The organism is Pseudoalteromonas pernae, from assembly GCF_039831865.1.
GTDB lineage: Bacteria > Pseudomonadota > Gammaproteobacteria > Enterobacterales > Alteromonadaceae > Pseudoalteromonas > Pseudoalteromonas pernae.
Genome location: NZ_JBDODM010000003.1, coordinates 48,079 through 71,931, shown reverse-complemented (window position 1 = coordinate 71,931; position 23,853 = coordinate 48,079). Strand labels below are relative to the sequence as shown.

At 46.4% G+C, this 23,853-nt stretch carries 22 protein-coding genes; 12 read left to right on the top strand and 10 right to left on the bottom strand.

Translation table 11 applies throughout. The features are described from left to right. Positions 1 to 30 precede the first annotated feature (30 nt). The 3 genes from V1358_RS08480 to V1358_RS08470 are packed head-to-tail and all read left to right on the top strand — an operon-like array spanning position 31 to position 1,206. Positions 31 to 258 (top strand): hypothetical protein, encoded by a 228-nt coding sequence (locus tag V1358_RS08480; RefSeq protein ID WP_347389548.1) that lies wholly within the window; start codon positions 31 to 33, stop codon positions 256 to 258. Positions 259 to 292: 34 nt separating this feature from the next. Next, positions 293 to 673, top strand: a complete 381-nt coding sequence (locus V1358_RS08475; protein ID WP_347393217.1) for a VOC family protein — start codon at positions 293 to 295, stop codon at positions 671 to 673. Then, positions 670 to 1,206: a GNAT family N-acetyltransferase gene (locus V1358_RS08470; protein ID WP_347393216.1), complete on the top strand. Its 537-nt coding sequence runs from the start codon at positions 670 to 672 to the stop codon at positions 1,204 to 1,206. The genes V1358_RS08475 and V1358_RS08470 overlap by 4 nt, the downstream gene beginning before the upstream one ends. Before the next feature lie 216 nt (positions 1,207 to 1,422). Here the strand turns inward: V1358_RS08470 and V1358_RS08465 are convergent, their stop codons facing one another. Together V1358_RS08465 and V1358_RS08460 are read right to left on the bottom strand one after the other, a co-directional pair. Continuing rightward, a complete protein-coding gene (locus V1358_RS08465; protein ID WP_347393215.1) occupies positions 1,423 to 3,702 on the bottom strand; it encodes a CHRD domain-containing protein in 2,280 nt (759 codons plus the stop codon). Between the two features lie 167 nt (positions 3,703 to 3,869). Beyond that, on the bottom strand, positions 3,870 to 4,742 hold the full coding sequence (locus tag V1358_RS08460; protein ID WP_347389544.1) for an EamA family transporter: 873 nt from the start codon (positions 4,740 to 4,742) through the stop codon (positions 3,870 to 3,872). 171 nt (positions 4,743 to 4,913) lie between these two features. On the opposite strand from V1358_RS08460, the gene V1358_RS08455 reads away from it, so the two are divergent. The 5 genes from V1358_RS08455 to V1358_RS08435 all read left to right on the top strand — a co-directional run bounded on the left by V1358_RS08455 (position 4,914) and on the right by V1358_RS08435 (position 12,107). Then, the gene (locus V1358_RS08455) at positions 4,914 to 6,623 is read left to right on the top strand and encodes a sensor histidine kinase (protein WP_347393214.1); all 1,710 of its coding nucleotides are present in this window, start codon (positions 4,914 to 4,916) and stop codon (positions 6,621 to 6,623) included. Next, positions 6,620 to 7,975 carry a sigma-54-dependent transcriptional regulator gene (locus tag V1358_RS08450; RefSeq protein ID WP_347393213.1) on the top strand — a complete coding sequence of 452 codons (1,356 nt, stop codon included), beginning with the start codon at positions 6,620 to 6,622 and terminating at the stop codon, positions 7,973 to 7,975. The genes V1358_RS08455 and V1358_RS08450 overlap by 4 nt, the downstream gene beginning before the upstream one ends. 165 nt (positions 7,976 to 8,140) lie before the next feature. Then, a complete protein-coding gene (locus V1358_RS08445) occupies positions 8,141 to 9,088 on the top strand; it encodes a porin (RefSeq protein WP_347393212.1) in 948 nt (315 codons plus the stop codon). Between the two features lie 11 nt (positions 9,089 to 9,099). After that, positions 9,100 to 10,548 carry an SLC13 family permease gene (locus V1358_RS08440; RefSeq protein ID WP_347393482.1) on the top strand — a complete coding sequence of 483 codons (1,449 nt, stop codon included), beginning with the start codon at positions 9,100 to 9,102 and terminating at the stop codon, positions 10,546 to 10,548. A gap of 182 nt (positions 10,549 to 10,730) precedes the next feature. Then, complete coding sequence (locus V1358_RS08435) at positions 10,731 to 12,107, top strand: SLC13 family permease (RefSeq protein ID WP_347393211.1); 1,377 nt, start codon at positions 10,731 to 10,733, stop codon at positions 12,105 to 12,107. A 42-nt stretch (positions 12,108 to 12,149) separates the two neighbouring features. On the opposite strand, the gene V1358_RS08430 is transcribed toward V1358_RS08435, so the two are convergent. The 5 genes from V1358_RS08430 to V1358_RS08410 form a co-directional block, all read right to left on the bottom strand. Continuing rightward, entirely contained in the window at positions 12,150 to 12,716 is a 567-nt protein-coding gene (locus tag V1358_RS08430) for a DUF2799 domain-containing protein (protein WP_347393210.1), read from the bottom strand. 198 nt (positions 12,717 to 12,914) lie between these two features. Continuing rightward, on the bottom strand, positions 12,915 to 14,396 hold the full coding sequence (locus tag V1358_RS08425) for an FG-GAP repeat domain-containing protein (protein WP_347393209.1): 1,482 nt from the start codon (positions 14,394 to 14,396) through the stop codon (positions 12,915 to 12,917). 170 nt (positions 14,397 to 14,566) lie between these two features. Further along, on the bottom strand, positions 14,567 to 15,367 hold the full coding sequence (locus V1358_RS08420) for a class I SAM-dependent methyltransferase (protein WP_347393208.1): 801 nt from the start codon (positions 15,365 to 15,367) through the stop codon (positions 14,567 to 14,569). A 12-nt stretch (positions 15,368 to 15,379) separates the two neighbouring features. Further along, positions 15,380 to 15,748: a hypothetical protein gene (locus tag V1358_RS08415; RefSeq protein ID WP_347389536.1), complete on the bottom strand. Its 369-nt coding sequence runs from the start codon at positions 15,746 to 15,748 to the stop codon at positions 15,380 to 15,382. 60 nt (positions 15,749 to 15,808) lie between these two features. Next, positions 15,809 to 16,207, bottom strand: a complete 399-nt coding sequence (locus tag V1358_RS08410; protein ID WP_347393481.1) for a DUF3429 domain-containing protein — start codon at positions 16,205 to 16,207, stop codon at positions 15,809 to 15,811. A 227-nt stretch (positions 16,208 to 16,434) separates the two neighbouring features. On the opposite strand from V1358_RS08410, the gene V1358_RS08405 reads away from it, so the two are divergent. Next, positions 16,435 to 16,857, top strand: coding sequence for a GNAT family N-acetyltransferase (locus V1358_RS08405; RefSeq protein ID WP_347389535.1), 423 nt, complete (start codon positions 16,435 to 16,437; stop codon positions 16,855 to 16,857). 28 nt (positions 16,858 to 16,885) lie between these two features. Here the strand turns inward: V1358_RS08405 and V1358_RS08400 are convergent, their stop codons facing one another. Then, positions 16,886 to 17,305, bottom strand: a complete 420-nt coding sequence (locus V1358_RS08400) for a response regulator (protein ID WP_347389534.1) — start codon at positions 17,303 to 17,305, stop codon at positions 16,886 to 16,888. Beyond that, complete coding sequence (locus V1358_RS08395) at positions 17,302 to 18,624, bottom strand: GAF domain-containing sensor histidine kinase (RefSeq protein WP_347389533.1); 1,323 nt, start codon at positions 18,622 to 18,624, stop codon at positions 17,302 to 17,304. The genes V1358_RS08400 and V1358_RS08395 overlap by 4 nt, the downstream gene beginning before the upstream one ends. 296 nt (positions 18,625 to 18,920) lie before the next feature. On the opposite strand from V1358_RS08395, the gene ahpC reads away from it, so the two are divergent. The 3 genes from ahpC (at position 18,921) to V1358_RS08380 (ending at position 22,982) form a co-directional block, all read left to right on the top strand. Next, positions 18,921 to 19,490, top strand: a complete 570-nt coding sequence (ahpC, locus tag V1358_RS08390) for an alkyl hydroperoxide reductase subunit C (protein WP_347389532.1) — start codon at positions 18,921 to 18,923, stop codon at positions 19,488 to 19,490. Between the two features lie 73 nt (positions 19,491 to 19,563). Next, positions 19,564 to 21,114 carry an alkyl hydroperoxide reductase subunit F gene (gene ahpF, locus V1358_RS08385; RefSeq protein ID WP_347389531.1) on the top strand — a complete coding sequence of 517 codons (1,551 nt, stop codon included), beginning with the start codon at positions 19,564 to 19,566 and terminating at the stop codon, positions 21,112 to 21,114. 242 nt (positions 21,115 to 21,356) lie between these two features. Further along, the gene (locus tag V1358_RS08380; RefSeq protein WP_347393207.1) at positions 21,357 to 22,982 is read left to right on the top strand and encodes a methyl-accepting chemotaxis protein; all 1,626 of its coding nucleotides are present in this window, start codon (positions 21,357 to 21,359) and stop codon (positions 22,980 to 22,982) included. On the opposite strand, the gene V1358_RS08375 is transcribed toward V1358_RS08380, so the two are convergent. Further along, positions 22,979 to 23,812: a patatin-like phospholipase family protein gene (locus tag V1358_RS08375; protein WP_347393206.1), complete on the bottom strand. Its 834-nt coding sequence runs from the start codon at positions 23,810 to 23,812 to the stop codon at positions 22,979 to 22,981. The genes V1358_RS08380 and V1358_RS08375 overlap by 4 nt on opposite strands. Positions 23,813 to 23,853: the final 41 nt, after the last annotated feature.

The window sequence follows — 23,853 nt, the reverse complement described above, 5'->3', positions numbered from 1 at the left end:
TATTGAAAATACTAAGCGGAGGGAACAAGTGTGCCAATTAGAAAATGGACAATACAATACCTTATCGCCTTTCCTGTAGTGTTGATGCTTTTGGCGGGGGTGCAGTATTTTAAGGGGCGTGATTTAGATTATGCCATCGAATTTGGGTTAATCTGGGCAGCGATTTCAATTACTGTATTTGCACTTAGGCGCGCTTATAATTTCAAGAAAAATATAGCCTGCTCTTTGTGTAACGATTTACCCGAAAATAAACGTTAGAAAACGTGCAGATAACTTACTTAACGAGCACTATATGAATTTAAATCAAGTCACTTTGCCAGTTAAAAACATGGAACTGGCGGTTAACTTCTACCTTACTTTAGGGTTTACGCAGATAGTGGATACGCCCCATTATGCGCGTTTTTCCTGTCCTGATGGCGAGGCCACATTTTCTTTGTCACTTGATAGTGACGCGAACTCAGGTGGGGCAGTGATTTACTTCGAGCATGAGCATCTTGATGAGCTGGTACAAACGCTTATTGAGCGTGGAATCGAGTTTGAGCAAATGCCGACAGAGCAGCGGTATTTGTGGACAGAAGCAATTGTGAGAGACCCTTCGGGCAACAAAGTTAAGCTTTACTGGGCAGGTGAAAATCGCTTGAGTCCACCTTGGAAAGTGCATAAAACCTTATGATACTTGCCTATTCAACTCAGCGACTTGATGTTATTGAACTGACTTCACTAACCTCTGCTGAGCAAATAGATGCCTTTGCTCAGGAGTTAAGCGACATCCTGACTCCAGCCGTAGTCAGTTACTTACCGCCATTCTTTGCTAGGGTGAGGGATAGGGAGTCTGCACGAGATCTGTTGGAAAATATGCTTAAGCAGAGTCGAGTTTATTGTCTATGTTCACGTGCAAACCGCGAGCTCATGGGGCTCATGTTTGCTTCAATAGATACTCAACACAGCACTAACATAGGTTATTTACTGGCAGAGCAATTTTGGCGGCAAGGTGTTGCTACTGAGTTGATGACAGCATTTGTTGAACAATATGCGCCACAGCAACAATGGCAAACGCTGATCGCTGGAGTTGATAAAGGTAATGAAGCGTCAATTAAATTACTGAATAATCTTGGATTTACTTTGCAAGAGATTCCTCAAGAGGTTACGCAACAGGGCGCTCACCTCACTGAGCATTTTTATATTTATAACGTGGTGCACGAATAAAAAAGCCAGCGCTTAGCTGGCTTTTTAGTGCCCATAAAAATCCTCACAACTTGTTTAGTTAATTCAAATCATGCCTATTAACAACAAGTAACAATCTATACGTGCATTGATTATTAAACGATCAGCTCAGACTTGTCGGCGGGCATAAATTTCTGCGTGGCAAGAAAAAGGCCGAGCTAAGTCGGCCTTTGGACAGGGAGGTGTCATCCTCTGGTGTTACTGAATTTGACCTCTAATTTCGCCGCTTGGGTTTGCGGGCGTATGCACATTGACATAGTGGCCACCCATTGCAAGTACGGAGAAAATATCGGCATTGATCATAGTGCCCGTACTGCTCATCCATCGGTTCATGTCGTCCATATCTTGCTCGAGCGCTACAAGCACAGGGCCGTTTTCACCAGCAAAACCGGTGTGGATATGAGCAGCTGTGGCATCGCTAACCCCAGAGGTTAATACTTGCAGTTCAACACTGTAGGTGTTTGTATCAACCAGAGCGTAGCCATCGCCGCTTGCGGTTGTTGTAACTGCGGGCACCTCTTGTGCACCACTTAGAGGGAAGGTGACGAACACATAGTTGTCGGTTAGGATTTGCCCACGTAGTTCGCCGCCCGGGTTCGCTGGCGTATGCACGTTAACGTAGTGGCCACCTGATGCGAGTACTGCAAAAATGTCAGCATTGATCATAGTATTTTCTGGTGTTTGCCACAGATTCATATCATCGGCAGATTGTTCAAGAGCCGCTAATACATCGCCGTTCATACCAATTCGGCCAGTATGAATGTGTGCGGCAGTGGCGTCACTAACGCCTTGCGTTAATGCTCTTAACTCAAGGTGGTAATTGTCCATATTCACCAACGCATAGCCATCACCTGACGCCATGGTATCTACAGCCGGCACTTCTTGCATGCCGCTAAGGGGGAAGGTGACTAACACGTAGTTGTCAGCAATAATTTGCCCTCTGAGTTCACCGCCTGTATTTGCTGGCGTATGTACATTGATGTAGTGACCGCCTGACGCTAGCACCGCAAAGATATCGGCATTGAGCATGGTATTGGCGGGCGCTGTCCACACTGCAGGGTCAGTCATAGATTGCTCAAGTGCTACGAGCACATCACCATTGGTGCCAATGCGACCGGTGTGAATGTGCGCACCTGTGGCGTCATCAACGCCCATGGTATTAACGCGCAGCTCAAGCGCGTAGTCATTCATGTTAATTAACGCATAGGCTTCACCACTGGCATCAGTATCGACAGCGGGGACTTCTTGCTCGCCACTGAGCTTAAAGCTAGTAAACAGATAGTTGCTCGTGAGGATTTGCCCACGTAGCTCGCCACCTGCATTTGCAGGGGTATGCACATTGACATAATGGCCACCGGAAGCAAGCACTGCAAAAATGTCCGCGTTAATCATGGTATTCGCTGGTGTCATCCATACATTTGTATCGTCCATCGATTGCTCAAGTGCAACCAACACCGCGCCATTTTCACCAACGCGTCCGGTGTGAATATGTGCGCCACTCGCATCATCAACACCCGTTGTACGCACAGTTAATTCAACACTGTAATCGTTAGTGTCGACTAATGCATAACCATCGCCATCAGCCATAGTGCTGACCATAGGCACTTCTTGCGCGCCACTTAAATCAAAGGTAGCGACAGCGTAGTTGTTTGTTAATATCTGGCCGCGAATTTCACCGCCAGTAAACTCAGGCGTGTGCACGTTTACGTAGTGGCCGCCATCGAGAAGCAGAGCAAGTGTGTCACTGTCGATAGTCGTGCCTTCGGGGGTTACCCAATCGGTCATGACTACATCGTCTTGCTCAAGTACTACGAATACATCGCCATTCATGCCCAATGCACCGGTATGAATGTGCGCAGCAGTTGCGTCATCTACACCCATGGTCACGGCTCTTAAACGCAGCTCTGTGCTGGCACTGTCATAAGACGCATAGCCATAACCTATGGCATCACTGTCATTCATAGGTACTTGTTGGCTACCATTTAAGGCGAAAGTGATAATGCTTGTGGTTTCAGGGACTATCTGAGCACGCAATTCACCATCTGCATAGGCATCAGTGTGCAGATTGATGTACCAATCACCGTCCATTAAATCGGCGATTAACGCTTCGTCTAGTTCAGTAATCGCAACTTCATACATGCCCTCGCCAGCGGCTTCAAATGCGAACGCAACATCGCCATTGGCGCCAAGGTCACCATCGTGAATATGCGCAGCACTGAAGCCCTCTACACTACTGGCATCTAACGTTGCCCGAAACTGCATTAGACTTTCATCGAGCTCAACGGTCGCAGTTGCTGATTGCATCGACATGTTCATCGGTACTTGTTGTGCGCCGGAAAGTGTTAATTCGTAGGTTTGACTAGCACTAAATTCTTGAACGGGAGGAGGAGTTGGAGGCGTTATAATTTCAGTATCATCATCGTCATCGCTGCAAGCGCTAACGAGAAGCAGACTACTAACGAGTAGTAAATATCTCATAGGATGTTCCTTTTTTCACACATATAGGACGATACTTCGTGTCCGCGTAATCTAAGTGTACGCAAGGCGAATCAGGAAAGATCACATTTAATTTAACAAAAAAATAACAAGCTCAACTATGGCATGTGGCACAAAAAAGCCTGCAGATTTGCAGGCTTCAATATTAATTATTGAGAATGCGTTTTAGCTGGTGGCTGCATTGAACTGCCTACCGATGCGATGATAACTAAGGCGATGGCCACCCATTGTAGTGGTGAAAGCAACTCATGAAGAATTAGGAAGCCGGCCAATGCAGCGAAAGCGGGCTCTAAACTCATCATCACGCTAAACCCCTGTGCAGGCATGTTGCGCAGAGCCACCATCTCAAGTGTGTAGGGCAAGGCGCTGGACATGATTGCGACTAAGAAGCCAAGCGGGATCACTTCCCAGCTCAGTAGCGCCGTACCTTGTTGCACGGCGCCAAATGGCACTAATACACAGGCCGCAACCGTCATACCCAAGGCAACTGTTCGCCCACCAGAACTTTGCGTGCCGGTCTTCTTGCCGAACAGGATATACCCAGCCCAACATGCCCCTGCTACTAATGCTAAAGCTACACCGACTGGATCTAAACCCTTTTCGGCATCGATTTCTGGCAACAGCAGCACAATACCAGCGATCGCAAACGCCACCCACAACAGGTCGCGCTTACGTTTGGAACTCAGTAATGCCACCGCCAGAGGCCCGGTAAACTCAAGCGCTACACCAATACCTAAAGGAATACGCTCAATGGCGTAGTAGAAGGTGATATTCATGCCCCCTAAGCACAGGCCATAGACGATAATGCTACGCCATTGCTGACCTTGCGGTAGCGCTTTCCAAGGACGGAATACTAAGCACAACACTAAAGCCGAAAAACCAAGACGTAGGGCTGTCGTGCCCTCTGGGCCGACTAAAGGAAATAACTGCTTGGCAATGGATGCACCCGATTGGATTGTAACCATAGCCAACAACACACACGCAATGGCGGTAAATAAGATGCGGTGATGCGGAGAAAGCATTAACTGAGCTCGAGGAAAAAATAGGGCGCTAGTGTAACTAAGCCTAGCCTATGGGTAAATAAATGAAGCTTGCTCGGGTTTAGTTTTTTTCTCCTTCGCAACCTTGCTACCCAGATGGCAACAGCATTGGTACACTGCAATGCGCTATATAGGGTGTTACTGAGGAAAAGAGTGTCAAATCAGATTATTAAATTTGCGATGTACGCAGTGTTGCTGATTGTTGGTTTGGCAGCAACTCACCAACTTACCAAAGAGCAGCTTCTTGAAGATAATCGTGTGCGTACACAGCGCCATGCGCAGCAATTGGCCCAATACATAGACAGTGAATTCTCCCGCTACAGTCGTATCGTCGAGTTTTTAAGTGACAGTGCTATGGTTCGCCAAACGATCAGTCTAGGTAATGCTACTGATGATGTGGACCGTTATTTAAACGACGTACAACAAGCCAGCGGCGCCTCAGATGTTTATTTGTTGGACCGCAATGGCACTGTGATAGCGACGAGCAACTGGCTGCTTGAGCACAGTTACAAAGGTAATAACTTTGCATTTCGCCCCTATTTCAAACGGGCGATACAGGGGCAGAGCGTTATTGATTTTGCCCTAGGTCAACGCTCAAAGCAGCGCGGTTTTTACTTCTCACAGGGCGTTGCCATAGACGGTGAAATTCAAGGCGTGATTGTACTTAAAGCCAACGCCAGTAAATTCGAGACTGATAAAGCACGTTTGGATACCTCTGATAGTAGTCAGTTCGTGTTATTCGACACAAACAAGGTGGTGTTGTTATCGAATAATCCACAATGGCAGCTACACAGTGTGAGCACGTTACCCGAGCAGCAACAGCGGCAACTTCAGTCCTCACAACAGTTTTTGTTTCGTGATATCGCAGCGATTGATTGGCAGGTGCATGATAGCCAAACTATGGTGCGTGCAAACAAGCAACTCTATGTGATGAGCCAAGCGCCTATTACTGATACCGATTACCGCTTATGGATGCTCAGCCCCATATCGCCTTTCGCCGATACCCATGCCGCACGCCTCGCTGTGGCTTTTGTGGTGCTGCTGTTGTTGATTTTGCTGGTGGAATATTTGTCGGTAAAGCTTGCTGGCTACCGACAATTATTGTTCAGCCAAAGTTCGCTTGAAGCCCAAGTGCAAGAGCGCACTATAGAGCTTGAACAAGCACAAGATGCACTTATTCGTGCGGCAAAGTTGGCGACCATCGGCCAACTTAGTGCCAGTGTTAATCATGAAATTAATCAGCCTTTAAGCGCCATGAGTGCTTACGCGGCAGCAACCAAACGCTTAATAGCGCGTGGTGAAACGGACAAAGCCTTAGAAAATATTGCTTTGATTGAACAGCTGATCCGCAGAGTGCACGCAATTGCGGCGCAGCTAAAGTCCTTTTCACAAAAGCACGACAACAAAATGTGTGAGGCTAGCTTAGTGCAGTGTATCGATAATGCCTTAATTGTTGTTGGACCAGAGCTCAACCGCCATCAGGTTAGTATTGAAAAAACACTTATCGACGTGAATGTGTGGGTTGACCCCTATCAATTCGAACAAGTATTGGTAAATTTATTTTCCAATGCCTGTCAGGCTATGGAGCAGCAAAGCAACAAACAGTTGCGTGTTGAAGCTATGACCCAAGATGCAAAAGTCTATTTGTCGATTATCGACAGCGGTTTGGGGATAGAACACCATGCTTTGAACAGTATTTTCGAACCGTTCTACACCACTAAATCGGAGCATGGGTTGGGCTTGGGTTTATCGATTTCAAAGCAAATTATAGAGTCGTTCCACGGTAATTTGAGCGCCCATAATCACCCTGACGGTGGTGCGGAATTTTTAATCAGTTTACATCAACAAGAGCCTGAATCATGAGCACAAACAAGGTCATTTATGTCATCGATGACGAAGCGAGTATCCGCGACTCACTGCAACAGCTATTGGAGCTCGAAGGCTATGCGGTTAAGTGTTTTGATGATGCAAACAAAGCGCTGCACACACTGAGCCGACGCTTTGAAGGCGTGGTACTCAGTGATATCAGCATGCCTATGATGAACGGCATCGATTTTTTGACCCAAGTGCAGCAGTTTGACTCTGAGTTACCGGTGATATTTCTTACTGGCTATGCAGATGTTTCCACCGCGGTAAAAGCGATGCAACTAGGGGCTTATGATTTATTTGAAAAACCGATCACAGAACAACTACTTGATTGCATCGCTCGCGCGCTAGATAAACGCACTCTGGTACTAGAAAACCGCCAGCTCAAAAGGCAAGTGCAGCAAAAATCGGCGCCAGGGGTACGTATTCTCGGGGAAACTCAGCAAATGCAGCAGATGATGCAGCTGCTCGATGCGGTTATCGACACCCCAGCAGATGTGCTTATCGAAGGTGAGACGGGGACGGGCAAAGAGATGGTTGCCCGATACCTACATGAGCATTGTGCCCGCTCAGAACATCATTTTGTGGCAATTAACTGTGGCGCTATTCCAGAAGACTTGATTGAGAGTGAGCTCTTTGGTGCCGCCAGCGGTGCTTATACCGGGGCAACCCAAGCGCGAGAAGGTAAATTTGCGTTTGCCAATGGTGGCACGGTGTTTCTTGATGAAATCGAGGCTATGTCGCCGAGTTTGCAGGTTAAGCTGCTGCGAGTATTGGAAGAGCGCGCGGTTACTCCGGTGGGCAGCAACCAAGCTATTAATTTGGATATTCGTGTGGTTGCTGCAACCAAAGTGGATTTACAAACTCTTGTGGATGAGGGAAGGTTTCGCGCCGATTTATTTTTTCGTTTAAATCTGGTTAAGGTGCCAATTCCAGCTTTGCGTCAACGAAAAGCAGATATCCCACTGTTATATCAGCATTTCCTATCTATTGCGGCTGCGCGTTTTCATAAGTCTTTTGTGCCGCTCAGTGATGCTCTGCGCACCAGTTTGATGCAATATGATTGGCCGGGGAACGTTCGAGAGTTGCGCAATCATGCCGAACGCACGGTTTTACTGGGCGAGCAGCTAGCGTTGCAGTCAGGCCCGATCAGCGCGCAAGAATCAGAAACCCTGAGCATTGCCCAAAAAGTGGCATATTACGAGCAATCTTTAATCGAAGATGCGCTGGCGCAGAGCCAAGGCAGTATTAAACACGCGATGGAGCTGCTACAGATCCCACGTAAAACCTTGTACGACAAAATGGCCAAGTACGGTTTGCAGCGCACTATGTACACGCAAGATGATTAAGCCGTTGTGTGGATTTAGTGAATTTGTGTGAGCTTGGTGTGTGGAAATCCGCACACGCCGGCTTGAAAATAATACAGTGTTATTTTTAACTTATTGTTTATTTTATATTTTTAATATTGGTTAGTTTTTTGAATGTATCCTACAAAGCAACAAGAGGATACAACGATGATAAAACAACCTATGCTGACAACTCTCGCTTTGGCGCTTTTGGCGTCAAACACCGCTTTCGCTGGCGAATACAATATTTATGGCAAAGCCGAGGTGCAACTTGCGCACACTGACAAAGGCATCATGCGCTACACCGAAAAAGGCACCCAAGTTGACTCACCATTCTCACGTTTGGGTATTAACGGTAGCCACAATTTAAATGAAACCACGCAAGTTATTTTCAAGTACGAAGTACAAATCAATGGCGTAGAAGGCGACAATGGCAATGAGCCGCTCTCCGCGCGTAACACCTACATTGGTCTCAAATCTCAATATGGCTCATTATTGCTTGGCCGCAATGACACAGGCTTTAAACGCAGTGAAGGCAAAGTCGATTTATTCAATGAAACCCAAGCGGATATCGGCCAAGTATTGGCAGGCCAATATCGAGTTGGCGATTCCATTACCTATGTTAGCCCGAACCTAAAAAACTGGACTGTGGTATTAACTGTGGCACCAAAAGATGACGCTGGCAGCGATAAAAATGGTGTGGCTGCGGTTGTTGGCTATGGTGACCGTAGCCTGAAAACCGTGCCTTATTACTTCGCCTTAAGCTACACCGATTCATTGCTGGATCTTAGTGCGACCCGTTTTAGTGCGGCGTACAGATGGGACAAATTGCAACTTGGCGCGATTTTACAAAATAGCGAAAGCCTAGATGGCAGCAAAGACGGCAATGGCATGGTGCTCAGTGCCCGCTATAAATTAACGGACACGTGGCAGCCAAAGGTGCAATATGCCCGTGACAATAGCTTATTGCGTCACTCCGAAGAAGTAGAGCAATTTACTTTGGGTCTAGATTATGTGTTTGATAAGCAAACAACCGCCTACATCATGGCCTCGCAATTAGAGCTAGAAACACAATCCGATACCAGCACTGCTATTGGTTTGAAATACTTATTCTAACGGGGTGAATGATGACTCAAGAAAAACGTAACACCCTCACAAAACACCTGTTTTTATGGCTTGGACCTGTGTTTATGCTGCTCACCGGTTTTGTTGAACCTCCCAGTGGTTTATCGGTAGCGGGATGGCGCACCGCAGGTTTAGCTTTTTGGTTGGCAAGTTGGTGGGTCAGTGAGGTGGTGCCGATACCCGCTACTTCTTTACTTCCTTTGGTGATTGCCCCCCTAGCAGACATTGCGCCGATAAAAGCGGTCGCTTCTCCCTATGCGCACCCACTAATTTATCTGTTCTTAGGCGGTTTCTTATTATCTATAGCGATGGAGCGTTGGGGGTTACACAAGCGCATCGCCTTAACCACTTTGCTGGTAGCGGGCAATAAACCCAGCACACAAATTATGGCGATGATGTTAGTGACGGCATTTTTATCAATGTGGATGTCAAACACGGCGACAGCGGTGATGATGCTTCCTATCGCATTATCCGTAGTCCATTTGCTCAAAAACAATGGTAGTGAGTGCCAGGGTTTTGCCAAAGCGTTACTATTGAGTATCGCCTATGGCGCGAGTATTGGCGGCATTGCAACCCTTATTGGCACACCGCCCAACGCTCTAATGGCGGCCTATCTATCTGACAGCTACAACATAGAAATCGGCTTTGCCACATGGATGATGATTGGCGTGCCGTTGTCGGTTGTAATGCTAATACTGACATGGGTTTGGCTAACAAAAGTGATGTACAAGGTAGATCAAAGTGGCACAACGCTTGAAACCAAAGGTATGTTTAAAAAGCAGTTGGCGCAGCTTGGAAGCATGTCTAGAGCGGAAAAGGGCGTGCTGGTTGTTTTCGCTGCTGCGGCACTGTGTTGGGTGTTCAGACCTTTGCTCGCAAACCTAACAGGACTGGCGATTTCTGATACTGGTATTGCCATTGCTGCGGCCCTGATGCTGTTTGTGTTACCCGCCGAAAAAGGCAGTGATGAACGAGTATTGGATTGGGATCATGCCGCTAAAGTGCCGTGGGGCATACTATTGCTATTCGGTGGCGGTTTAACGCTTGCTGCACAGATCAAATCTTCTGGTTTGGCTGATTATATCGCCAACATGCTTAGTGGCGCAGGGTCATTGCAGCTAGCGGTTGGGGTATTAATTGTCGCGGCGCTGATCACTTTCTTAACGGAAATTACCAGTAATACAGCGACTGCCGCGGGCTTTTTACCCCTACTTGGCCCCGTAGCTGAGTCAATCACGGGCACGCCATTGGTGTGGGTCATTCCTGCGGCGATTGCGGCGAGCTGTGCCTTTATGATGCCAGTGGCAACGCCACCTAATGCCATCGTATTTGGCTCGGGTGAAATCAAGATCAAAGACATGATTCGTGCAGGCTTTGTGCTCAACCTCATTGCCATCGCGTTGATCACACTGGTAACTCTGTTTCTCGCACCGAGTGTGCTGGGTTACTAATTCACAGCCCATAACCTTTCCTAACCAAGGGCCGCTCTGCGGCCTTTTTTGTTACGGCTTATTTGTTGTGTAAAGTTGCTCTAGCACTATGATTAAGGTTATAAATGCAGGCCAATCGCTAATACAACACGCTGTGTTGATACTTAGCCAAGAGCAATAAAAATAATAAAAAGAAAACGTTAATGACTATTACTCGCCAACACTTTATTTTAATCGGCCCTATTTTAAGCATCTCATTTTACTTTTTTCTGGCATCAGTTGGGATCTCGCAACAGGGCGCTTACGCCGGCGCAATTACATTGCTGACTGTGATCTGGTGGGTCACTGAAGCTCTACCTATTCCTGCAACTTCACTTGTGCCTTTTGCGTTGTTACCGCTTTTTGGGGTCATCGATCATAAAACAGCGGCGTCATCGTTGGGTAGTCATGTGATCTTGTTGCTGATGGGGGCGTTTATGCTCTCAAAAGCATTGGAAAAAAGTGGCGCTCATGAACGGTTAGCTGTGTACATGGTGCGTATGGTCGGGGTGTCCAGCGCGCGCAAACTGGTATTCGGCTTTATGCTTGCCGCTGGCTTTTTAAGTATGTGGATTTCCAACACGGCAACCACCTTAATTATGTTACCCATGGCCTTAGCAATTTTAAGTCATGTAGATAATAAAAAGCTCAAAACCGCACTTATACTCGGCATCGCTTATGCAGCGAGTGTGGGCGGGCTCGGGACACTGATTGGCACGCCTCCCAATGTTATTTTTGCGGGAATTTACGAGGAACATACAGGGATGGAGTTCGGCTTCGTCGATTGGATGAAAATAGGTGTGCCCGTTGTCATCCTTGCTATTCCGGTTATGGCTTTGTGGCTCACCCGTAATGTGAAGTTGGATCATGAAATTGAACTACCTCAACCGGGCCCATGGCGCGTCGAGGAAAAACGCACACTCATTGTATTTGGTTTAACCGCGTTGGCCTGGATAACGCGAAGTGAGCCGTTTGGTGGTTGGAGTGCATTGTTTGGGATTGAGGGAGCAGGTGATAGCACTGTGGCGCTTTTTGCGGTGGTCGTGATGTTTATCGTGTCTAATGGTAAAGGCGGGCGCTTATTAGATTGGCCTTCTGCTAAGTCAATACCTTGGGACATGTTGTTGCTGTTCTCTGGTGGCATCGCTATCGCTAAAGGATTCAGTGCATCAGGGCTCAGTACTATGTTGGGAGAGTGGCTGTCATCGCTGTCTTACTTACCCCCTTTGATGATGATTTTGGTGTTGTGTCTCGTTGTTACTTACCTTACGGAAATTACCAGTAATACGGCCACTGCTACCTTGCTCATGCCAATACTTGCTGTGGCTGCGTTGTCTGCGGGCTATGAGCCAACAGCATTTATGATCCCCGCAGCAATGGCGGCCAGTTGTGCCTTTATGTTACCGGTGGCAACGGCACCTAATGCCATTGCCTACGGTACCGGAGAGATTGAAATTCAGGACATGGTAAAACAAGGGGCGGTTTTGAGCCTGCTGATTTCTAGTCTTGTCGCTGTGGTGTGCTTCGTCTTTTTGGTGTAGCAAAGATATCGTATGAGCACAGTGGCCGCTGTGCTCATTTACTTAGCGTCGATAAACAGGTGATGAGCCTGGGATAACGGGCAGTAACGCTCGTTCTTGGCGCAAGTCATCTTGTTCGTGCTCAAGTCTGTGGCGCTGATGCAGTAACTCTTTGCGCTGCGAAGAATCAAGCTCTTCGGTATATAAGCGATAGGAAATGTTTTTAAGCTGAGAGTCTATAGCATTGAGCCGTGAGTTGATCTCGTAACGACGTTGCGTCAGCGTGTAACGGTCGTAACCTTGTTGCCATGCGATACGAAATTCCTCCGTGCCACAAATACCGTTGTAGCGTTCACCACGCAAACCCAGTTGAAAGGCATTTTCGCTTTGGCAGTAGTCTTTTAATCCTTCCTTGTGGCCGCGCTGGTAATCTGCAAGGTTCGGGCGTATTGAGTATTCTAAGCACTCATAAATAATGTCTTTGCCCCGCGACAGGCTATAGCCGTCACGACCGTGATCAAAGCCAATATCGAACCAGTCGCCGCGATCGCACTGCTGCTGTGAAATACTGCTACAGCCGGAAAGTAGAGCAATAAGTGCCATCCCCAAAGTCAGTGAAACTCGATTCATTTATGCCTTCCTATTATCCCATCATCAAGTCTAAGTGGTTATTAAAAGAGAGGAATTGTCATCACTCATAAAAAATACTTAGATTTTATACTTATTCATTTATAAAGCGCCAACATGAACCTGTGCTGTTTTTAACTGCGCACTTTGGAGATACAAAAATGCCAGCTAAGGCTGGCATTGTGAATCTTACCGATTAGTTTACTGAGCGATCAACACGCTCAATCGTTTTTGTTTCTCAGCGGAGTCGAGCTTGCCGTAATACATGATGAGGTCGTTTTTGCCGTCACTATTGATATCCGCACTACTGATTTGGTTGCCTGATTTGGGTAAGGGAGCAGTTTGCTTTTTGCTTCTGGCGAATGAACGCTGGCCGTCATTGAGGCGGTAAAGCAGGGCATCATCTTGCGAAAATAACAAATCTTTGCGGCCGTCACCGTCGATATCACTGAGCATAACGAGTGGCTCGCTGGCGCGCCCTTTACTAATACTGAAACCAATTTCAGTTTCGTAGTCCAAGGTTGGATTTTTGGGATACTCACCAAGCTGGTTTTGCCAATATACAAAAATATCTTGGTCTATACTGCTTGCGAGCAAAGCCGATACCACTTGCCCAACGCCCAGTTCAAAACTGGCGACCATCACCTCTTTTGCGCCATCGCCGTCGATATCTTGTAACTGCAAGTCGGTGAGGGTCCCCTCTGAACTGATAGTGGTATTCGGGACGTTGTTATAGCTCAATGCGCCTTTGGCATTTAACTGGCCATAATACATCTCATAATCATTGGTTCTATCGAACACCCCTGAGCTTTGGGTGTAGCGTACGACGAGGTCTGGAATTTTATCCCCGTTCACGTCTTCGACCCGTTCAAGCTTTCTGTATTTTAAGTCACTTTGATCAAGGGGTTGGCCATCTTCTCCGAGTTGATCCCACCAGTCTACGGCATACACGCCTTCGCGGATTGCTACGCTTTGTTCTTCAAAGTGGCGTTTATGGGCAATATGAAGTTTGAGCGCGCCTTTTTCGAGATAGACGATGTCTAATAACCCATCGTTGTTTACATCAAGCGTGAATACTTGCGCGGGTGAGGCGGAAAACTCATTTCTTTCCAATAGGGTGTGGCTTGCAACGGGCAATGATACTTTTTTGAACTCGCGCTCTGGGTGCGATAACCACACATTGAGCTGTGAGAAATCAGGCAACACCACATCGCTTAGACCATCGTTATTGATGTCATAGATGAAATCAATTTGCTTCATATAGTTACTTTGGGCGATACGGTAAATCGATTGCACATCGCTAAAGGCCAGTAATCGGGCTTCACCATCTTTTTGCGGATATTGATACTGCGCGATGTGATCCTTCGCTAGAAAATACAAGGTGTCTTGCTCGGCTTCATAGTCGCTGATGTCATAACCAAAATATTGTTCGCCGATGGCAAATCTATCGATTTGCTTGAGTTCGCCATCTACCAAAGCAACGACCGCAATTTGTTGAGCTTGGGTTTGGTTACGACCAAAAACGACGATTTCGTCTCCAGGATGCGACGTTAAATTCGCGCTTAAAGGAGGGCGACTGATAGTAAAATCAAAATCTAATGACTTAACTGAGAATGGCTGTGCAATAGCAGAAGTTGCACTGACTAAGGTGCTAAACAATGCAACGTTGAGAAGTCCTTTCAAGAGCTCACCCTTTATTCTTGTTGGTTTAGGTTATACTCGGGCGCTGAGAAACAAGATCAAATTCACCAAGGTGATATCTCAGTACCTGCAAGTAGTTACAAAAATACTGTTAATAGAGTGCCATAGCGCCAATACAGTGCAAGTAAGAATCTGTAAGCAAGTGTGAGTAATTATTTGTTATAACGTTCGGATAGCCAATGCTGCCAATGCATTGAGAATTGTTGCATTTGCTGATGGCTTTTACTGTTGAAGTGATTTTCTTTATCCATTACGCCTTGGAAAGGACCTGCTCGGCACAACATACAACAGTTATCATCGTCTAGATAATGACGTCGATGGCAGTGCTGTGTCATCGTATCGTGTTGCAAGGCATAGGTATAGGTAATACCGAGAGTGTCTTTAACATGCTTATCGCGGTCAACATTGCGCACTTTGTAACCTGCAAATGCTTTTAAATCAAAGTGCTGCTCGCCGATATAGTGCATAGGCGTGTGCGCAGTGAGTGCATGGTCTAAACCCCAATGACTGTAAGGCTTTACATCTTTTGAAGTGATGTAACAGACGCCTGCACCATTTGGGTCTAATGCATAACGTGCGCTGTAGAATAGATATTGGTGCAGCAAAGCGCGGTTTAGCGTATTGAGCCCACCGACGTGTTTAATTGAACTAAAGGCTGCGGCTGATCCCAGTTGGCTTAATAAAGGGAATTGGAAAATAACAAGGTCAAACTGTTTACCTTGCAAACGCTGCCAGCTGAGAGGGTCGGTGACGTCAAATTCAAACAACAGTGGAACCTGGCATTGAACAAGGTCGTCCACTGCGTGTTGCTGATACTTATCTCTTAACACCTCTTCGCTGTCATAGACGCTGCCATGCAATTGGCTGGCATCAACGCGACTCAATAGCGCCCGGGTAAAGCTAAGATCGCCATCACCGACCGTTAAAATGCGCCAATCAGGGTTGAGATACATTACTACTAGCGCCTATGCGTCGTTGTTTTCTTCACGCGGTGTTAACGCGCCGGCGCTGTACAGGCGTGCTTTGAGCGATTCGGTCGCAATCTGGCGAATGAGTACATGCATGGCAATAAGCGCAGCAATAGCGAAGTGCACAGGGCCATGGGTAACGCCTAACTCAGGATTATAGATACTGGCGCCAAACATAACGAACAACAGAGTTAAGGCAATTTCCAATAGTTGATTGCTGTAGAAAGTGAGCTTGCCTTCTCGCTTGTGGTCTTTTTTGATATTCACAGCACAAAAGAATGGGATCACCTTTACTTTGAAAACAGCATTTTTTTCTACGTAAATTTCACCTATGTCATCAAGTGCTTGACGTAATGCATCAATCATATTTTAAGACTCACTAAAGATTTTCGGCGCGCGCAGTGTAAAGCATCGCGCTGTGGCTGTCTAAGAGTTATCTAATAAAAACGCAATCATCAACAAGTGGGTCACAAACACCACAGAAGTGAGTACAAAGCGCATTTTTCGATAATCTTTATGGTGTTCTTGCCAAGCGGGGGCTTTAGCTTCAAACATCAGCACAACCCAATATGTGACACCCAGCCATGCGAGGGCAAAAATATCATTTCCCAGAGCCAATAAGGGAATTGGCAACGTCGGTAATATCGCGGCAATGGCGCGGCCTTGAGTCTGTTCACCTGGGCGCCATAAATGCCCGCTCAAGAAACTAACAATAGCAATGCTGTAATAAATAAACAGTGGTGCAACGTTGTCGCCTTGGCCAGAGAGTAAAGCCCAGCCCACCATTGCGAGAAATGGCAACAGGCCAAGATACCCTAATTGCATATGATTAACATAACGTTCTAAAGACACGAAATACTCCACTGAATAGATAACTTGTTAATTGTACGTGCGACAACCGCTTAAGTTCAACAAACCTTGGCAAAACAGTAATATTTTCGCTGTATCTGTTTATTGTGGGCTGTGCCGTTGCCTGTTACGTTTGTTGGGAAAACGGTTATAGAGTGGTAAGTGTGCAAAATGCGCGACAATAGACATCAAGAGGGAGTTTTATGGAAGCCAAATTATTAGGCATTGGTGAGCGTAATGACGGGGTACTGGCAGTGCTGCAACAGCTGAGGAGCCAATACACGTTTGATAGTTTGCACCAGCAGATTGAAAAACAGCAAGCGGCTGGGTACCAAATCGTTTATGCACACAAAGAAGGTGAAGTGGTGGGAGTCGCAGGTTTCGTGATGGGTGAGAAGCTCGCTTGGGGGAACCATATCTACATCGATGATTTGGTCACAAGCGAGCATTGTCGAAACACCGGCGTAGGAACATTTTTGTTGCAATGGTTCAAGCGGTTCGCCAAACAAAACGCAGTGCAGCAGATCCATCTTGATTCAGGTGTGCAACGCTTTGCTGCCCATCGTTTTTATTTACGTGAGGGTTTCAATATCGCCAGTCACCATTTTTCTATGCTCGACGTCTGAGCTTAGTAAAGCCTGGACGATTGCTGTACTAGTAGCTTGCACTTCCACCCTGAGCGTTAATGGCTGCATTGACCAACTTCTCCAAATGAGTGCGAGTGAAGTCGAGCTTGTTAATGTAGCCGTTAATTCCCTTCGCCAGATGCATAAATTGCTCTGGAATTGTGCCTGTTAATCCTGAACGCACGACAATATGGGTTTGATTGTCGTGTTGGGTATTACGCACATAGTCAATCACTTTAAATCCAGCATCATCTGTTTCCATCACAATATCCAATAGTACGAGGCCGATTTCATTGTGCTGGGATAGGAATGTGCAGGCTTCGTGCCCCGATGACACATAATGCAATTGCACTGTGTCGGCATCCACTTTCACCGTACTGGCGATGAGCTTGGTGACGATGAATACATCTTGCTCATCGTCCACCACTAAAATTGAAAACTCTTTCATATAGGCTCCTGCACGGGCAATGAAATGACGAATTTGGCGCCATGATTTACTGCTTCACAATGTAGCTGTCCGTTCAGTGATTTCTCCGTGATATCCCGAGCAATACTCAGGCCCATACCACTTTGCCCACTGTTACTCTCGAGAGTAAAGAATGGTTGGAAGATATCTTCGACATGGGCTTTGTTGATGCCTTTACCTGAATCTCGGTATTCGATAAGAACGCTTTGTCGTCCTAAATTGTCAGTGTGCTTAGCGCACACAAGGGTAATTTTCCCCCGTTGAGAAGGGGAGAATGCGTGTTCCATGGTGTTTTTAATAAGACTTTCGAGCACCTGAGACAACAAACCACCGTATGTATTCAATGTAATGTCTGTGGGGCAAACGATTTCACATTGGATGTCGTGATGCTGTAATTGCTCAGAGAGAATGGTAGCTAGGCTCAGTAAGTGTTCGCTTAAGTTGAACCACTCCTTTACGCCTTTACTCTGATCTTGTGCCACTTTTTTGTAAGACTCCATCAAGCTCTTTGTTTTGTTCAAGCTGGTGCTAAGCAATGTGGTAAACTCCAACAACTGAGCTTTAAACTCGCTTGGGTTAATGTCTGTGGCAGTGTGACCATCGATAGAGTCAACAATATGCTCCAGCGCTGAGGCCGTCGTTAAGGCAATGCCCAAGGGCGTATTAATTTCATGGGCTATGTTTGAAACCAACGAAGAGGTTAATTTGCTGCGCTCCATTTCGATGACTTTCTCTTGGGTGCGCTTTAACAATGCCAATGAGGCATTGAGTTGATTGTTTTTTACAATCATTTCTAAGTCTTTTTCCAGCGTTTTACGACACTCTTGTAGCAGTTGTTTATTGAGGTCGTGAAACTTTCTGCTTTTAGAATCAAGCACGCAGATGGTACCGAAAACCTCACCATCAGGCCATTTGAGCGGTACACCGAGATAACTGATCATATTCAGTGGCACGTCCGGATTGTCATGCCAGCGTTCATCTTCAAGCGCATTTTCAACTTCGAATTGGCTGTCTGTGCCTACTACTGTTTCGCAATAGAGCCCAGAACCCAACGCGGCCGTTTCATTTTCATGATAGGGATTGTTCTCACAGTTGCTTTTGGCAAAGACTTCAATGTCCTTTTCGTGCAGCCGCATTACCAATGCGGCGGGGATATCATAAATTTGGGCAATGAGGTCGAGCACGCGCTGCCATTGTTCAAATATTTTGCTTTGGAATTCTTCGTCAGCGAATTCCATAATAGGCACTTCAACGGCTTGCTCAACACCCCGTACAGTCACCTTCGCGAGTGATTCTTTCATGTAGTTACCCTAAAGAGCTAATTGTGCTAAGCATTTCTATTTTTTGTGTACTGATTCCATTCAGTCGCTAGTTTAATCCTAGCTCGCATACGAATATTCCACAAATCCAACGGGTTAGTGGTCAGATTGGAAACAAGATTAAGTGCAGCTAAAACTAACCAATCTATAAATTGGATTATTGTAATCTAAACAATCAATTTTATTTATGGTTCGTCCGTCGTTATCTTATTATTCAAGCAAACGGGGCAAGTAAACGCCTCACTTAATTTACTCACTACAGATAAACGAGGGACAAAATGAGCAACTCTTTAATCAACACAAAAATTAAGCCATTCAACGCAACTGCATTTCACAATGGCGATTTCACACCTGTATCAGAGCAAGACTTGCTAGGTAAATGGTCAATCGTATTCTTCTACCCTGCGGACTTCACATTTGTTTGTCCTACAGAGTTAGGTGACCTTGCGGATCACTATGCAAAGCTTCAAGAAATGGGCGTTGAAGTTTACTCAGTGTCAACTGACACTCATTTCACGCACAAAGCATGGCACGACGCTTCAGACACAATCAAGAAGATCCAATTCCCAATGATTGGTGACCCAACAGGTCAAATTACACGCAACTTCGGTGTAATGATTGAAGAAGAGGGCCTAGCGCTTCGCGGAACATTTGTAATCAACCCTGAAGGCGAAATCAAAGTAGTTGAAACACACGACTTAGGCATTGGCCGCAGTGCAACTGAACTACTTCGTAAGGTGCAAGCTGCACAATACATCGCAACACATGATGGTGAAGTATGTCCAGCATCTTGGCAGCCAGGTGAAGAGACTCTGGCTCCTTCACTAGACCTAGTTGGCAAAATCTAAATTGCTCGATTAGTCAATCGCACACATGGCGGTGGAGACACCGCCTTTTTCCAAGATTTTATTGAGGCAAACCATGTTAGACACTGCAATTAAGAATCAATTATCAAGCCATTTTAGTACGTTGACGGGTGACATAGAACTGGTTCTAGCCCTTGATGAAACGAATAAAAGTAAAGAATTACAATCTCTTGCTGACGACTTAAGTTCGTTGAGCGAGAAGATCACCGTTACTCATAGTGATGACAATACTTTGCGTCGTCCTTCGATGACGGTCAAAGGCTCAAACAATACCAGCATCAGCTTTGCTGGTGTGCCAATGGGCCATGAATTTACATCGTTAGTGTTAGCAGTTTTGCACAGCGGTGGCGTGGCAACTAAAGCCGACAATCAGCAAATAGAGCAAATTCAAGCGCTTGATAAAGCATTAAACTTTGAGATTTACATCTCTTTGAGCTGCCAAACGTGCCCTGCGGTAGTGCAGGCGCTAAACACCATGGCGGCGATTAATAACCAAATTACTACCACCATGATCGACGGCGCATTGTTCCAAGAAGAGGTTGAGCAGCGCAACATTATGGCGGTACCAACCGTGTATCTTAATGGCGAAGTGTTCAGCCAAGGCGCGATCAGCCTAAATGATATTTTGAACAAAGTGGACTCTAAAGCGGCGGCGCGTCAGGCTGAGCAGCTTAACGACAAAGCGCCATACGATGTACTCGTTGTTGGCGGCGGGCCAGCGGGAGCATCAGCGGCAATTTATGCAGCGCGAAAGGGCTTGCGTACAGGTGTTGTGGCACAGCGTTTTGGTGGCCAAGTTGCAGATACGTTAGCGATTGAAAACTTTATTTCGGTCAAAGCCACCGAGGGTCCAAAGCTGGTAGCGCAACTTGAAGAGCATGTTAAAGATTACGATGTAGATGTTATAGATAACCAAACTGCGGCGCGTATGTACCAAGACAATGGTAACCATATTCAATTAGAAAATGGCGCGACGTTAACTACTAAAGCCGTTATTTTAGCCACTGGCGCACGCTGGCGTGAAATGAATGTGCCAGGCGAGCGCGAATATCGCGGACGTGGTGTTGCATACTGCCCACATTGTGATGGTCCTTTATTTAAAGGTAAGTCAGTTGCTGTCATCGGTGGTGGTAACTCGGGTATCGAAGCGGCAATCGATTTAGCGAATATTGTTGAACACGTAACGGTTTTAGAATTTGCAGACACATTACGAGCTGATGAAGTCTTGGTGCGTAAAGCAAACAGTTTAGCGAATATCACCATCATCAAAAACGCGCAGACAACAGAGGTGTTGGGTGACGGTAACAAGGTAACAGGTATTGCTTATACCAACCGTGAAAATGGTGAACAACATACATTGGATTTAGCTGGAATATTCGTACAAATCGGTTTAGTGCCAAATACTGAATGGTTAAAAGACAGTGGTATCGCCCTGTCAAAGTTTGGTGAAATTGAAATCGACAACCGTGGTGCAACGAATTTAGAAGGTGTCTATGCTGCAGGCGATGCAACTAACACGGCTTACAAGCAAATCATCATTGCTATGGGGTCGGGAGCTACAGCAAGCTTAGGCGCATTTGATTACTTAATCCGCCATGGTCAGTAGTGACATAAGTGAACCTAACCAATTAGGTAGACCAAACTGCACACACACCCTGAAATCTCCAGTGGTGCAGTGTTTCTAGCCGCTCTTTTGAGCGGCTTTTTTTGTATACCGTATCAAAAACCTACATTTTTACTTTAGATTGGCGCGATTGCGAGTTTTAGAAAATACTTAATAAAGCGCAAGTTGGCGCAACACAGGCATGGATTGCGAAAATCAATCACTACCTTATATGAGGGTGTACCATGCTTAACAACACGTCAGTTAAAACGCGGTTAATCCTACTTTGCATCATTCCAATAAGTTTACTTATTGTCGTTGCCATCATCAGTATTTATGAAGTGCGGATGTTTGCTCAGAACATCGACAGTATTTACGAAGATAGAGTGGTACCACTGAAACAAATCAAAGTGGTGTCGGACAATTACGCGGTGAACATTGTTGACCTATTGCATAAATATCGTGCAGGTGTGGTCGAGCGCTTAGAGGTAATGAACGACATCAACGGGGCACGCACGCTAGCCGATGAGCAATGGCAGGCGTATTTGGGTACCAAACTCACAGCTGAAGAAGAACGTTTGGTTGGCGAAGTTGAGCGTTATTTAGCGCCTGTAGTGACGCTTATCAACAAATATATGGGGCAAATTGAAGCACAGCGCTTTATGGCTATGGACCAAAATCAGTTTGTCGATGAGTTGTATGCGACATTTGATCCCCTAAGCGCCAGTTACAGTAACTTGATTGACCTGCAACTCCATGAGGCCCAAAAGTTCCGTGATTTTGCCCAAAGTAATAGCCAAATGGTTACCACTTTAATGATCGGCGGGGTTCTCTTGACCGTTGTGTTGGTGGGGATTTTTGCGTGGCTCACCTATCGTTCTATCCATACACCATTAAAACAATTACAAGGTACCATCGCTCATATTGCACAAAAAGCGGATTTAACCGTGCGCGCTGAGGTAACAGGCAATGATGAGCTTGCACAAACGGCAGAGCACTTTAACCAAATGTTGAGTCGCTTACATACCTTGGTGACCGATGTGATGGGGGCGTCGTTGACCTTATCATCGGCGTCTGAGCAAATGCAGATGATCAGTGAGCAAGTGGCTAGCACTGCGACACAGCAAGAGGCACAAAGTGCGATGATAGCCACGGCTATTACGCAAATGAGTGCCGCGATCCAAGAGGTTGCACACAATGCGCTGACCACGTCTCAGCGTGCTGAGGCAGCGGATCAACTAGCTCTACAAGGTGGGCAAACGATTGAAAATAACCTCGCTTCCATCCAAACCTTGTCCGCTATCGTGACTGACAACAGTATGTTGATCAACAAATTGCATGAACAGTCTAATGAAATTAACCAAGTGGTGTTGATGATTCAAGGCGTGGCTGAGCAAACCAACTTATTAGCGCTTAATGCGGCGATTGAAGCTGCACGAGCAGGTGAGTCAGGCCGTGGTTTTGCTGTCGTGGCTGATGAAGTGCGCACTTTGGCGCACAATACTCAACAAGCAACTGAAAATATCAATCGCATGATCAACGCGCTGCAAGACATGGCTCAGCAAGCGGTGAGTGCCATGCAAGGCGCTGACAACAGTGCGCAACAAAGTGCAGAATTTAGTCAGTTATCAGCGGATGCGATTGAGCAAATACGTGCGGCAGTAGCTGAAATTGTTGATATGAATTTGCAAGTGTCGACGGCCACTGAGCAACAAACCACAGTCGCTGCGGAAATAAACGAGAATATCACGGAATTTAATGACAGCATCAGCTCGGTGTCGCAAAGCTCGCAACAGAACGCCGATGCCAGCAAGGAATTGTCATTGCTGGCGGTGAAGTTGCAGGACCAAGTCAGTGCTTTTGTGATTTAAGCGTATTGTGCTGCCTTGATCCCCATGTGATAGCCAGCGTCAAGTAAAGCCAAGTCGCGGGTGGTGCGCGAAACTCGAAAGTCGCTCGGCGGTGCGATCACCTCAATAGTGCAGTCTTCGGGTGGGCTAGCGATAAAGTCCAAGCTTGCATTGTAATCTTGCCAGCGAGTTTGCATGGTACTTACAAGCGCTGGTGTGCTTTTTAGCAACTGTTTGGTTAGCCAGTTAAAGCGCGCCGGTTTTTTACGATAACCCAAAGGCTGCGATAGGATCACCGTAATTTTTCGCGCTCCCATTGCATAGGCTTGGCGCACCGGAATAGAGTCGCCGATACCACCGTCGGTATAACGTTTACCCTCATAAGCAGGGTAGTCTCGATATGCTAAGGGCAGGGCGCATGAAGCTTTCAACACTTGTTCTAAATTATCAGCACTGGCTTGAATATACTGAGCTTGAGCGCTGTCGGCATCAGTGGCAACAATATAAAAAGGACTCGTCTGCTTGGCAAATGTTGCTAAATCTAAGCGAATTTCACTGATGGTTTTGTGCCATAACCAATCTAAATCGAATAAATGCCCGCCCAAAGCGAAGCGTTTGTAACTGATAAACTCGGGGCGGCACGAGTAATCGGTGATCACTTTATAATTTCGACCATGCTGCTGGCATAAAAAGGCGGCGATATTGGTCGCGCCAGCCGAGACACCAAAATACATGTCAAACGGTTGGTAACCTTGCTCAAGCCAAGCATCAAGTACACCTGTGGCAAAAATGCCGCGCATAGCGCCGCCTTCCACAACTAATGCTTGAGAAATGTTCTTAGAGTCAGTCACTTGCAATATACACCTTGTGCTCTTTAAATGGCGTTCAATCA